The sequence below is a fragment of the Tepidiforma sp. genome (genome assembly GCF_034432735.1).
Lineage (GTDB): Bacteria > Chloroflexota > Dehalococcoidia > Tepidiformales > Tepidiformaceae > Tepidiforma.
Window position 1 is genome coordinate 1 of sequence record NZ_DAOUBJ010000011.1, and the last position, 12,733, is coordinate 12,733.

Sequence of the window (12,733 nt, forward strand, 5' to 3'; positions counted from 1 at the left end):
GGCGACGTCGCGGACGAATTCGACGTCGCGGCCGAGGTCGGGGGTGGTGAGGTCGATGATGGTGCCGATGCCGCCGGCGCGCGCTTCCTGGAGTTCGCGGATGGCATTCGCGCGGGTGGCTTCCCAGTCGAATCGCCAGGGGTAGTGGTGGTTGTCTTCGCCCATGCCGACGAGGATGTGTTCGTGGCTGAGGGTGACGCCGAGATCGGCGGCATCGATGGGGCCGAGGACGGTCTGTACGGTTGCCATGGGCGGGATTCTGCGGCGGCAGCGGGGTGGTGTCGAGGGGGGCGAGCGAGGCGCCAACGGGCCTGACAAGCGGCGGGGGAAGGGCTACACTCCGGCCACACCGGCGATGGCGATCGCTCGATGCCATCGGCCCAGCCCCTGGAGGTGCGACGATGCCTGAGTTTCCTTCGGTCGAATGGTTTCGTGCGGCAGCCGATTTGCTGAACGCCTCGGACAGCTTCAAGCGTTTGGGCACGTGCGATGCGGAGATGGGGGTGCGGGTGGGCGACCGGTATTTCGAGATCGATTTCGAGGCGTTCGAGGTGAAGGACGTGAAGGAGATCGATGCGCGCCGGGCGGAGGAGCTCGATTTCGTGCTCGTTCAATCGCCGGAGGATTGGCGGAAGATGATCGAGGATATCCAGGCGAACGGGCGGGCGACGCACGAGTACACGCTGAATTCGCTGGATTTGCGCAGCGCCGAGGAGTTCGCGCGGGGGAAGGACTACCACCGGCGGGACACGTTCTATCGGTTCAACCAGACGTTCCAGGAGTTCTTCGATATGGCGGCGAAGATCCCGACGACGTTTCCGGCGGGTGTGGCGTAGGTCGGGAAGGGCGCATCGCTGGGGATGGAGCCGCCATTTTCGCTCGAACTCATCCGCTTTACGGCAGCTTTTCACGATTGGGCGAATGACCGCATCCTGCGGGCAGCCTTGGCGGCGGGGCCCGAGGCGGCGGCGGCGCGCATCCCAGGAAGCTACGGCGACGGTTCGCTGCATGCGCTGCTGGCACACCTCGTCGCCTCGGAGCAGCACTGGTTGCGGCGCTGGCTGGGGGATGCAGAGGCGAAGCTCGATGGTCCTGCGACGTGGCCGACCCTGGAGGCGGTGCGAGCGGCCTGGGAGGCGGGGCGGGAGGAGCGGGCGCGATTTTTCGCGGGGCTCGACGAGGCGCGGCTGCGGGCCAGCTGCCGGTATCGCCGGAACGTGCCTCCGATCCCGGATGAGCGGCCGCTGTGGCAGCTCATCCTGCACAGCTTCAACCATTCGACGCACCACCGCGCCGAGGCGGCGGCCATTCTGACCTCGGCCGGGCACCCGCCGGAGAGCGTCGACTTGATCGACTACATCCGGCGGGAGGGCTGACCCGGCGGGCGGGGGCTAGAGGGCGTCGTTGGCGATGGCGGTGAGGGAGAGGATGGGCGGAAGGGTGCCGGGAAGGCGGACCCAGGACTCGCCGAGCTCGCGGCCGTAGTAGACCTCTCCGTTGGTGGTGCCGAGGTAGACGCCTTCAGGGTCGGTGCCGTCCGTATCCATGGCGTCGCGGTAGACGCTTTGGTAGTCGTGCGGCCCGGGGAGCCCGCGGGTGAGGCGCTCCCAGCTGGCGCCGGCATCGGTGGTGCGGTAGACGGCGAACTGGCCATTGACGACGCGGAAGTTGTCGGCCTCCATTTCGAGGGGCACGACGAAGGCCGCGTCGCGTCCCTGCTTGGTGACGGCGAGCGGGAAGCCGTGGAAGGAGGGCAGGCCCTTGGTGACATCGACCCATTTGCGGCCGCCGTTATCGGTGCGGAAGACGCCGATGTGGGCCTGTCCCCAGAGACGGTCGGGGTTCTTGGGGTCGAGGCGGAGGCGGTGGAATTCGTTGGCCGCGAGCGGGTCGACGCCCTCCGGGGCGGGGAACTGCTCGGCCATCTCGGGGAACATCTCGTTGATCTTGTCGAACATCTCGCGGACTTCGGGGCTGGTGGCGATGGCGGAATGCCAGCGTGGTTCCCATGTCTGGCCGCCGTCTTCGCTGCAGTAGCAACCGCCGGTGGCGATGTTGACGTAGATTCGGCGGGGCTCCCGGGGGTCGAGTTCGATGGCGGTGAGGGCGGATTGGCCGCCGCCCGTCATGTACCAGAATTTGCGGTCGGGGAGCCGGTTGAGGGATTCGACGGGCTGCCAGGTTTCGCCCCAATCCTCGGAGCGGAAGAGGCCAGCCGGCTGGGTTCCGGCCCAGACGACGCCGGGCTCCGCCGGGTGGCCGGCGGCGACGCCCCAGACGTTGTCGATGGTGATGCCCATGTCTTCGGGGAAGCCGAGGCCGGGGGAGCGCTGTTCCCACGTTTGGCCGCCGTCGTCGCTGCGCGCGATGGACCGCCCCCACGCCCAGTGGTTGGCGGCGAGGAGGATGCGGCTGGGGCGCCGGCGGGTATCGATGGCGGCCTGGTAGACGGAGGTGCCCTTGAGCATGGGGGGCGAAAGCTCCCAGCGTTCGCGGGCGGCGTCGGAACGGTAGATGAAGAAGGCTTTGCGGGTACCGACGAGCAGGGTGGTGCCGGGCATGGTGTCCTCGTTTCTTCGTGGTGCTGGTGCGGCTTCGACCGGGAGCGGTCAGGCGGCGGGGGAGTAGTCCCCGCGCGCGGCGGCTTCGAGGGCGGCGATGTCGATCTTCGTCATCCCGAGCATGGCGCCGAAGACGCGTTCGCGGACGCCGGGGTCGGGGTGGTCGAGCCAGTGATCCATGGGGCAGGCGACCTGCCAAGAGACGCCGAAGCGGTCGGTGAGCCAGCCGCACGGCTGGGGCTGGCCACCTTCGAGGAGGGCGCTCCAGTAGTAATCGATCTCCTCCTGCGTCTCGAATTCGAGGAGGAAGGAGAAGGCTGCGTCGAGGCGGAAGGCGGGGCCACCGTTGAGGAGCATGACCGGGTGGCCGTCGAGCTCGAGGGTGACGGTGAGGACGCTGCCGGGCTCTTGCCCGTGGATTTCCCGACCGGTCTCGGGGTAGCGGGTGACGGATACGATGCGGGAGTTCGGGAAGATGCTGGTGTAGAAGCGAGCGGCTTCTTCGGCGCCGGATTCGAGCCAGAGGCAGGGGATGGGGGTGATGGTCATAGAGCCTCCTTCGCTGAGAGAGGAAAAGTATAGCATGAGCAATTTCCCGTCAACCTGGCGGGACGTATACTGCGGGCATGCCCGAGCAGCCGGCGATGGTGGATGCGGGCGGCACGGCGGTGCCGATTTCGAATCCGGCCAAGGTGTTCTTTCCCGCGATCGGGCTGACGAAGCTCGACTTGGTGCGCTACTACCTGGCGGTGGCAGAGGGGGCGTTGCGCGGGGTGGCGAACCGGCCGATGGTGCTGAAGCGGTTCGTGGACGGGGTAGAGGGGCCGCCCTTCTTCCAGAAACGGGCCCCGGCGAAGCTGCCGCCCTACGTGACGACGGCGCGGGTGGCCTTCCCGAGCGGGCGGTGGGCGAATCTCCCGGTCGTCGCCGACGCGGCGGGGTTGGCCTGGGCGGTGAACCTCGGTTGCATCGACCTGAATCCGTGGCCGGTGCGGGCCGACGATACGGAACACCCGGACGAGCTGCGATTCGATCTCGACCCGACGCCCGAGGCGGATTTCGGGCAGGTGAAGGAGGCGGCGCTACTCGTCGGGGAGCTGCTGGAAACCTACGGTATGGTCGGCTTTCCGAAGACGTCGGGGAGCCGTGGCATCCACATCGCCGTGCGCATCGAGCGGCGTTGGGAGTTCACCGATGTGCGGCGGGCGGCGCTGGCGCTGGGACGGGAGGCGGAGCGGCGAGCACCAGGGCTGGTGACGACGGCCTGGTGGAAGGAGGAGCGTATCGGGGTGTTCATCGATTACAACCAGAACGCACGCGACCGAACGGTGGCCTCGGCCTACTCCGTCCGGCCGACGCCGAATGCGCAGGTATCGATGCCCCTCACCTGGGCGGAGCTGCCCCAGGTGGAGCTGGCGGATTTCACGGTGGCGACGGTGCCGGCGCTGTTCGCGGAGCGGGGCGATGCGATGGCCGGCATCGACGCGCGGGCGTTTTCGCTGGAGCCGCTGCTGGAGCTGGCGCGTGAGCAAGAGCGGGCGGGCCTCGGCGATGCGCCCTACCCGCCACACTTCCCGAAGGCGCCGGGCGAACCGAAGCGAGTGCAGCCTTCGCGGGCGCGGAAGGATGGGAGGACGGGTCGGGCTGGCTAGGCGGCCTGCTCAGGCGCCGATGACGACGTGCCAGGGCTCGATTCGGTGGGCGGTGACGAGGCCGTTGAGCACGTACGGGTCGCGAAGGACGAACTCGGCGGCGGAGGCTTCATCGGTGAAGACGAGGAGGCCGCCGTGAATCGGTTCGCCGATGGCGCCGGCGAGCCGGAGCCGTCCGGCCTCGTAGTACTCGCGGATGAGGGCCAGGTGCCCGGGCCGGACCGGTTCGCGCCGTTGGAGGATATCGGGGACGTAGTCGTAGAGGAGGATGGTGAGCATCGCGGGGAGATGGTAACGGAGCGGGCCTAGCTTCGCTAAAGGGAAGCGGCAGCGAAGACGGCGCGCAGCTCGGCGGGCACGGGCGCTGCGAGCTGGTCGAAGGTGCAACTGCGGGGGTCGCGGTCGGGCCGCCAGCGCCGAAAGGTCGCGGCGTGGCGAAAGCGAGGCCCCTGCATGTGGTCGAAGGTGACTTCGCAGACGAGTTCCGGTCGGAGACGTTGCCAGGAGAGGTCGCGGCCGGAGGTCCACCGGCTCTCGGCGCCGGGGGTTCGGCCGCGGCCGAACCCGACGGTTTCGTCGTCGGACCGGTAGGGAGCGAGGAAGGCGACGAGCTCGCGCCGTTCGCTGGCGCCGAAGCTGGAGGTATGTCCGACGAAGTGGAGGATGCCTTCCTCGTCGTAGAGGCCGAGGAGGAGCGAGCCGACGGAGCGGCCTTCTTCGCCGCGGTTCCAGCGGAAGCCGCCGACGACGCATTCGGCGGTACGGAGGTGCTTGATCTTGGCGAGAACGCGTTTGCCGGGCTGGTAGGGGGCATCGAGCTGGCGGGCGATGATGCCATCGAAGCCGGCGCCTTCGAAGCGTTCGAACCAGTCGCGGGCGATGGCGGGGTCGCGGGTAGCGGGGGTCAGGTGGGCTGGGGGGCGGGCCGCGGCGAGCATCCGCTCCAGCCGTTCGCGCCGTTCGGCGAAGGGGCGGGCGAGGAGGAATTCGCCGCCCTCGGCGAGGAGGTCGAAGGCGACGAAGGCGGCCGGGGTTTCCTGGGCGAGGCGGGCGACGCGGCTGGCGGCGGGGTGGATTCGCTGTTGGAGCGCATCGAAATCGAGGCCGTGCGGCGTCATGATGACGAGCTCGCCATCGAGGATGGCGTCGGGCGGAAGGACGCGGGGCAGGGCAGCGACGAGCTCGGGGAAGTAGCGGTCGAGCGGCTTGCGGTCGCGCGACTGGAGGTAGGGCGCTCCTGCGCGCAGGAAGAGGATGCAGCGGAAGCCATCCCACTTGGGTTCGTAGTGCCAGCCGGGCCCTTCGGGGATGGTGGGGGTGGGCTTGGCGAGCATGGGGTCGATGGGCGCGGGCGCATCCATTGGGGGGATTGTGGGGGCCGAGCGGTGCCGTGTCGAACGGGGTGCGGTGGGCGCTCGCCGGCCTCGGGCGCGTGGACACGGGGTGGCGCCGGAGGAGGAGGTGGGCAAACCGCGTTCTCCGGCGGGCGGCCGCCTACGGGGTGGCGCTCCAGGGGTCGAGCCCTTCGGCTTCGGTCTGCCACATCTTGCGGCCGTCGTAGCTGCGGATCCGCTCGATGTCGACGCGCATCACCACGCGCTCGGGGCTATCGAAGCGGGCGCGTTCGCGCTCGTAGATATCCGGGGGGAGGGTGCGGCGGCCGCCGGCGGTGATCAGTTCGTGGATGAAGCGGCGGACAGCTTCGCGGTCATGGAAGAAGGTGACCCGGCCGCGGATGGTGACCTGCTTGAACCAGTCGTCGGGGTGGTAGATGGAGAGGGAGATGGCGGGGTTGCGACGGAGGGCGCGGTACTTGTCGCGGTTCGGGGTGGAGGTGAGCCAGATGTGGCCGTCGTACCAGCAGTAGGACATCTGGGCGACGACGGGTTGACAGGATTTGGTAACCCAGGCGACGGCGGCCCTGGTCGATTGGCGGACGATCCGCCAGAGCTCCTCTTCGTCGAGGGTGAAGGGTTCGATGTACTGCCGGCTCCACCAGGCGGGGCGGGGGGTGCCGGAGGGCGGGGGATGGTCGGCCACGGCGTCGGCCTCCGCGATTTGGCCATTCGTCCAAACGATTGGCCGGGATGTTGCAGAGTGGAGGGGCAGCTGTCAAGGCTGGCGGGCATCGGCGGGCGCGAAGGCTCGCCGGCCCTGGCCTCGGCGGGGGCTCGGGGGCCGGCGGACGGGTGGAGCCGGGGGCCGTTCGCCCGGCGTAGCCGGTTCCGGTAGAATCGGCAGCCACAAGGGTGTCCCTACGTTTTTTCTCTGGAGTCTGAATGAACACGATCGAGTTCCTGCAGATCACGTCGTCGGTCGTCCCGGACCGCGAGGCGCTGGTGGATTTCGACGGCAATGGCGGCGGTAAGCGGGTGACCTATGCCGAGATGTATGGCCAGGTGTGCAAACTTGCGAACGCGCTCCAGGGTCTCGGCGTGGAGAAGGGCGACCATGTGGCGATCATGGCGGTGAACAGCGCCGACTTCGTGATCAGCTACTACGCGACGGCGATGCTGGGCGCGACCTTCGTGCCGCTCAACTATCGCGCGAAGGACGAAGAGCTCACCTACATGGTGAACATCAGCGAGACGAAGGTGTTGTTCGTTTCGGACCGCTACCGGGACCTGGTGGAGCGGATCCGCCCGACGCTTTCGACGGTGCAGCATTACATCAGCCTCGGCGGAGCGGCCGCGGGTTACCTCAGCTACGAAGAGCTGCTCGCGAGCGGGGCGGAGGACGAGATCTGGTCCGAAGTCGACGACAAGGATGCGACCATCATCATCTTCACCTCGGGTACGACGGCGCAGCCGAAGGGCGTGCAGCTCACGTTCCTCGATATGACGGCCTATGTGACGAATCAACCACCGGCCGACCCGGAGACGCACGAAAAGCTGCTCGTCTCGGCACCGTTTTTCCACGTCGCCGGGGCGACGGCGATGATGCTCGGGGTCTGGATGGGGCGGACGCTGGTGATCCTGCCGCAGTTCTCGCCGGAGCTCTGGTTGCAGGCGGTGCAGCAGGAGCGGGCGACGCATGCCTTCGTGGTGCCGACGATGTTGAAGCGGATCATGGAGGTGCCGGACTTCGAGAAGTACGACCTTTCGTCGCTGAAGCAGATCACCTATGGCGCGGCACCGATGCCGTACGAGGTGGTTCGCAAGGCGTGCGACATCTTCCCGCCGCGTGGGATCGGGCTGATCAATGCCTACGGGCAGACGGAATCGACGGCGACGCTGACGTTCCTCGGCCCGGAGGATCACGACTTGAGCACGGACACGGAGATCAAGGAGCAGCGGCTCCGTTCGGTGGGCAAGCCGATGCCGGACGTGGAGCTGGCGATCATGGACGAGCGGAATCGGCCGCTCCCGCCGGGCGAGGAGGGCGAGATCTGCGTCCGCTCGGACCGCGTGATGAAGGGCTATTACAAGCAGGAGGACGCGACCAGCTCGGCCATCATCGATGGCTGGCTCCACACCGGCGACGTGGGCAAGCTCGACGAGGGTGGCTACCTCTACATCACGGGCCGGAAGAAGGACCTGATCATCCGCGGCGGCGAGAACATCTCGCCGGGCGAGATCGAGAACGTGCTCGAGGAGCACCCGGCGATCGACGAGGCGGCGGTCATCGGGGTGCCCGATGTCGAGTGGGGCGAAGTGGTGAAGGCGATCGTGGTGCTCAAGCCCGGTGCTTCGATCACGCCGGAGGAGATCACCCAATACGCGAAGTCGCGGCTGGCATCGTTCAAGGCGCCGCAGTACGTGGCGGTGGTCGATGAGCTGCCGCGGAATGTGATGGGGAAGGTGTTGAAGACGGACCTCCGGAAGCTCTACGGGACGCCGACGAACGATGTCCCGGCGGGGAAGGCGTAGGCCCTCAGGGCGGACAATGCACCTGCGGCGCCCCGGTCGAACGGCCGGGGCGCTTCGATCGTGGGCGCGCTAACGTGTGTTGTTCTCAGCACCTTTTCCGGGGGGCGAACCGGGTTCGCGCCGAACGGTAGGCTCGGGTAGGATGCGGCTACACTGTGGGCGCCGGAGCACGACCGGTGCGCACCTTCGAATCCTGGAACGGGAACGCGTGCTATGACGAACAGTTCGATGACCGGCAACAGGGGAGAGGGCCGGAAGGGTACGCGCCTGCGCGGCAGCTGGGGGGGCATCGTCGTCCCCGTTGCGGTGCTGGCCGCGATCTCCGCGTTCGAGACGGCCCGGACGACGGACGCCTCGCGCGAGGTGTTCTTCAACATCGAGACGCCATGGCTGATGTACTTCGTGTTCACGGTCTCGATGGCGGTGATCTTCGGGGCGCTCCTCCAACGGATGCGCATCTGGCGGCTGGGCAAGCCCCATCGGGTGAATCAGAGCCTGAGCGCCCGGATCACGAACCTCCTGACGCTCGGAGCGGGCACCAGCCGGGTGAAGAACGACCGCTACGCGGGGGTGATGCACGGGCTCATCTATTCGAGCTTCGTGGTGTTGACGATCGTGACGATCCTGCTCGCCATCGACGACTATGCGCCGATCGTCCTCGGAATGGACAAGGAGCACCTCTTCCTGACGGGCGGGACGTACCTCGTCTATTCGCTCGTCGGGGATGTGTTCGGTGTGATCGGGCTGGTTGGCATCGGGATGGCGGTCTACCGCCGGTACGTATCGCCGCCGAAGAAGCTGAACTGGGACCGCCGGGGAACGGAGGATGCGATCATCGTCGGCCTGCTCGGGGTGGTTCTCTTCAGCGGGATCATCGTCGAGGGGCTGCGGCTCGCTGCCGATGAGATCCCGGCGGGGAACGAGTCGTGGTCGAGGTGGTCGCCGGCGGGCTACGTGGTGGCGAAGGCGCTCGGTGGCGTCTCGCCGGAGACGCTCTTGGACTTCCATGTCGGGTGGTGGTGGTTCCACGTGGTGGCGGCGTTCGGGCTGTTGACGCTGATGGCGCTGACGAAGTTCCGACACATCGTGTTGGCGCCGGTGAACGCGTTCTTCAAGCGCCCGACGACGCCGCTCTATCTGGAACCGATGGGCGATATCGAGAAGCTGATCGAGGAGGGTGCGGGCCTCGGCGCTGGCCGGCTGCAGGACTTCTCGTGGAAGACGCTGTTCGATGCGGACACCTGCGTCCGGTGTGGGCGTTGCACGGAGGTGTGTCCGGCGTATACGGCGGGCCAGCCGCTTTCGCCGATGGCGCTGATCCAGGACATCAAGATGTACATGAACCATGCGGGGCCGCTCCTCATCAAGGGCAAGAACCCGGAGGAGGAGCTGGAGCCGCTCGTGGGCGGCTACATCAAGGACGAGACGCTCTGGGCGTGTCGGACGTGCGGCGCCTGCATGCAAGAGTGCCCGGTGCTCGTCGAACATGTGCCGCCGATCGTGGAGATGCGGCGCTACCTCGTGATGGAGCAGGCGCGTGTCCCCGCGACCGCCCAGGCGGCCCTCCAGAATCTGGAACAGCGCGGCCACCCGTGGCGCGGCACCCAACTCACGCGCGAGACGTGGATAGAGCAGCTCCGCGACCAGGGTATCGACGTGCCGATCTACGACGGCTCGCAGGAGTACCTCTACTGGGTCGGCTGCTCGGGCGCGCTCGTCGAGCGGAACGTGCCGATCACGCAGGCGGTGGTGAAGCTGCTACTGGAGGCGGGGGTGAGCTTCGGTGTCCTCGGGCAGGCCGAAACCTGCAACGGCGACCCTGCACGCCGGCTGGGCAACGAGTTCCTCTTCGCGACGATGGCGCAGGCCAACGCCGACGCGCTCAACGAGATGGGCGTGAAGCGCGTGATCACGAGCTGCCCGCACTGCTTCAATACCTTCCGCAACGAATACCCGGACTTCGGCGGGAAGTACGAGGTGACCCACCACGCGGACTTCCTCCAATTCCTCTTGGCGAAGGGCGACCTGAAGCCGAAGGAGGGAAACGGGGCGACGGTGACGGTGCACGACAGCTGCTACCTGGGCCGCGGCAACGGCATCTACGACACGCCCCGTCAGGTCATCGAGGCGATCCCGGGCGCGAAGCTGGTGGAGATGCCGCGCTCGCGGGAGCGGGGGCTCTGCTGCGGGGCCGGCGGCGGCAATATGTGGCAGGAGGAGGTGGGCACCCGGGTGAATCACCTCCGTGCCGCCGAAGCAGCGAACACCGGAGCGAACATCGTGGCGACGGCCTGCCCGTTCTGCATCCAGATGTTCGAGGATGGCATTCCGGCGGTGCAGCCTGACGAGGAGAAGCGCACCATCCGGGCGTTCGACATCGCGGAACTGCTGGAGGTGAGCGTCCGGCCCATGGCCCGGACGCTGCGCGACGGCAACGTGGAGGTGCCGCCCGGCGTCGTCTGATCGAAGGGCGCACCGGTTCGGTAGGCGAGCGACGGCCCCGGGGAGCCCGGGGCCGTTCGCATATCTCGGCTCGCCGGCTTGGCAGCCGGGGCTATGGTTCGTAGCGGACGATGGCGAGCGAGCTATTCTGGCCGCCGAAGCCGAAGCTGTTCTTGAGCGCCGCGCGAACGGGTGCCTGGCGGGCGATATTCGGCACGTAGTCGAGGTCGCATTCGGGGTCGGGGTGGTGGAGGTTGATGGTGGGGTGGATCGTTCCGGTCTCGATGGTCTTGATGGTGGCGACGGTCTCCATCCCGCCGCTCGCGCCGAGGCCGTGGCCGATGAGCGATTTGGTGGCGCTGATGGCGAGCCGGTACGCTTCTTCTCCGAAGACGCGCTTGATGGCGCGGGTCTCGGCGGCGTCGCCGAGCGGGGTGCTGGTGGCGTGGGCGTTGATGTAGTCGATGTCGGAGGGGGCGAGGCCGGCATCGCGGAGCGCCTCGGCCATGGCACGCGCGGCCCCTTCGCCGTCGTCGGGCGGTGCGACGACGTGGAAGGCATCGTTGGTGCAGCCGAAACCGGCGATTTCGGCGTAGATGCGGGCGCCCCGCGCGCGGGCGTGGGCTTCGGATTCGAGGACGAGTGCGCCGGCGCCTTCGCACGGGACGAAGCCATCGCGGGTGGCGTCGAAGGGGCGGCTGGCTTCCTCCGGGGGCCCTTCGGAGCTGGTGAGGGCGCGCATGACGGAGAATCCGGCGAGGCCGAGCTCGGAGATGCCGGCTTCGCAACCGCCCGTGACGACGACTTCGGCGCGGCCGGCGCGGATGAGCATGGCGGCCTCGCCGATCGCCTGGGTTCCAGCCGCGCAGGCCGTGACGATGGTGCCGTTGTAGCCGCGCAGGCCGAACTGGAGTGCGACTTGGGCGGCCGCCATGTTGCCGAGGGATCGCGCCATGTAGAGCGGGTCGATCTTCATGCCGCCGCGTTCGAAGAGGGTGCGCGCTGCTTCTTGGATGTCGGGGTACCCGCCACCGCCATTGCCGATGAGGACGCCGACGCGGTCCCGGTCTTCGGCATCGAGCTCGAGCCGGGCATCGGCTATCGCCTGGGCCGCGGCGGCGACCATGAACTGGGTGAAGCGGGCCATGCGGCGAGAGGCTTTGCGTTCGATGTAGCGGGTCGGGTCCCAGTCTTTGACTTCGCCGGCGAACTTGCAGGGGTACCCGGTGGGGTCGACCATCGTCAGGTAGCCGATGCCCGAGCGGCCGGCGACGAGGTTCTCCCAGTATTCCTCGACGGTCTGGCCGGCCGGCGTGATGGCACCGAGACCGGTGACGACGACACGGGTTCGCGCGCGCAACGTTTCGTTCATGGTGCGTATGGTACAGCCCTTGCGCTCCTGGGCACGGGGTTGGGGGCGAACGTTCGTTGCTGGTGGAATGTTCGGGAACTCCCCGATATCGAAGCGGCGACCCCTTTACGTACGATGCCACCGCTCGCCGAGGTCGAACCCGTCGGGCTCGCCGGCGCGAAGCCGGCGTTGGAGTCGATGCATGGGGGAGAGTTCGCCAGCCAGTCCCGTCGGGCCGGGGGAACGGTTCGCCGATCCCGCCGGCCGGGATGGCTTCGGGGGGCTGGCCGCTGCGCTTTCCATGGAGGTTGCGCTCTGGCGCTTCGCCGAGATCGCCGCTCGGGCGGTCGGTGCGGACTGTGCGTACGTCGTGGTCGCGCGGCGGGGTCGGCGTGCCTTCTGGTGGCCGATAGAGGGCGAACGGTCGCCGGGACGCTGGCGATTGGATCACCGGGAAACCGATGCGCGTTTCAACGCTTTGCTGGAGTCGCGGGGGGCGGCTCTGGTGGCCGATACCTTGGCGCTGGGCGACCCGACCCCTGGCCAACGGGCCGCAATCGCCGCGGGCGTGCGGTCGACGGTGCGGGTACCGCTGGAGGACGAGCGGGGGCAGCTCCTCGGCTTCGTGCTCGCTGGCGCGGGCACCCCGGGGCGCTTCGCGCAGGGTGATCTCGAGCGTCTCCTGGCGACCGCTGCCCAGGCCCTGGAGGTGTTACGGCCGCGCCTTCTGATCGAGCGGCTGGATTTCGAGCGTAAGCTGCGCTCGGCCGAGGCGGACCTGCTGGCACAGGTGGCCTCGGCGGAGGACGAGGAGACGCTGCTGCGGCAGGTGGTGACGGGTATCCGGGCTGCGCTGGA

General features: G+C 68.1%; 11 protein-coding genes and 2 pseudogenes. 6 read left to right on the forward strand and 7 right to left on the reverse strand.

All coding sequences use genetic code 11. The features are described 5' to 3' along the window. A pseudogene (locus VAE53_RS00690) lies at positions 1-249 on the reverse strand (phosphotriesterase-related protein); the annotation flags it as partial. Positions 250-401: 152 nt separating this feature from the next. Here VAE53_RS00690 and VAE53_RS00695 point away from each other — a divergent pair. Together VAE53_RS00695 and VAE53_RS00700 are read left to right on the forward strand one after the other, a co-directional pair. Next, positions 402-836 carry a hypothetical protein gene (locus VAE53_RS00695; protein ID WP_322817430.1) on the forward strand — a complete coding sequence of 145 codons (435 nt, stop codon included), beginning with the start codon at positions 402-404 and terminating at the stop codon, positions 834-836. Positions 837-860: 24 nt separating this feature from the next. Next, the gene (locus tag VAE53_RS00700; RefSeq protein ID WP_322817431.1) at positions 861-1,376 is read left to right on the forward strand and encodes a DinB family protein; all 516 of its coding nucleotides are present in this window, start codon (positions 861-863) and stop codon (positions 1,374-1,376) included. Between the two features lie 15 nt (positions 1,377-1,391). On the opposite strand, the gene VAE53_RS00705 is transcribed toward VAE53_RS00700, so the two are convergent. Then, complete coding sequence (locus VAE53_RS00705; protein ID WP_322817432.1) at positions 1,392-2,561, reverse strand: hypothetical protein; 1,170 nt, start codon at positions 2,559-2,561, stop codon at positions 1,392-1,394. A 48-nt stretch (positions 2,562-2,609) separates the two neighbouring features. Then, positions 2,610-3,110 (reverse strand): VOC family protein, encoded by a 501-nt coding sequence (locus VAE53_RS00710; RefSeq protein WP_322817433.1) that lies wholly within the window; start codon positions 3,108-3,110, stop codon positions 2,610-2,612. 77 nt (positions 3,111-3,187) lie between these two features. Between VAE53_RS00710 and ligD the strand changes: the two genes are divergently transcribed. Further along, positions 3,188-4,213: a non-homologous end-joining DNA ligase gene (gene ligD / locus VAE53_RS00715; RefSeq protein ID WP_322817434.1), complete on the forward strand. Its 1,026-nt coding sequence runs from the start codon at positions 3,188-3,190 to the stop codon at positions 4,211-4,213. Positions 4,214-4,222: 9 nt separating this feature from the next. On the opposite strand, the gene VAE53_RS00720 is transcribed toward ligD, so the two are convergent. From VAE53_RS00720 to VAE53_RS00730, 3 genes are all read right to left on the reverse strand, one after another. Next, on the reverse strand, positions 4,223-4,492 hold the full coding sequence (locus tag VAE53_RS00720) for a YciI family protein (protein ID WP_322817435.1): 270 nt from the start codon (positions 4,490-4,492) through the stop codon (positions 4,223-4,225). Between the two features lie 35 nt (positions 4,493-4,527). Next, on the reverse strand, positions 4,528-5,574 hold the full coding sequence (locus VAE53_RS00725; protein ID WP_322817436.1) for an ATP-dependent DNA ligase: 1,047 nt from the start codon (positions 5,572-5,574) through the stop codon (positions 4,528-4,530). A gap of 133 nt (positions 5,575-5,707) precedes the next feature. Continuing rightward, positions 5,708-6,253 (reverse strand): pyridoxamine 5'-phosphate oxidase family protein, encoded by a 546-nt coding sequence (locus VAE53_RS00730; protein WP_322817437.1) that lies wholly within the window; start codon positions 6,251-6,253, stop codon positions 5,708-5,710. A gap of 239 nt (positions 6,254-6,492) precedes the next feature. On the opposite strand from VAE53_RS00730, the gene VAE53_RS00735 reads away from it, so the two are divergent. Both VAE53_RS00735 and VAE53_RS00740 read left to right on the forward strand, forming a co-directional pair. Beyond that, positions 6,493-8,082, forward strand: coding sequence for a long-chain-fatty-acid--CoA ligase (locus tag VAE53_RS00735; protein WP_322817438.1), 1,590 nt, complete (start codon positions 6,493-6,495; stop codon positions 8,080-8,082). 228 nt (positions 8,083-8,310) lie between these two features. Then, on the forward strand, positions 8,311-10,545 hold the full coding sequence (locus tag VAE53_RS00740) for a (Fe-S)-binding protein (RefSeq protein WP_322817439.1): 2,235 nt from the start codon (positions 8,311-8,313) through the stop codon (positions 10,543-10,545). A 91-nt stretch (positions 10,546-10,636) separates the two neighbouring features. Here the strand turns inward: VAE53_RS00740 and fabF are convergent, their stop codons facing one another. Continuing rightward, positions 10,637-11,896, reverse strand: a complete 1,260-nt coding sequence (gene fabF / locus VAE53_RS00745; RefSeq protein ID WP_322817440.1) for a beta-ketoacyl-ACP synthase II — start codon at positions 11,894-11,896, stop codon at positions 10,637-10,639. 181 nt (positions 11,897-12,077) lie between these two features. On the opposite strand from fabF, the pseudogene VAE53_RS00750 reads away from it, so the two are divergent. Further along, positions 12,078-12,733 (forward strand): annotated as a pseudogene (locus tag VAE53_RS00750) (hypothetical protein); the annotation flags it as partial.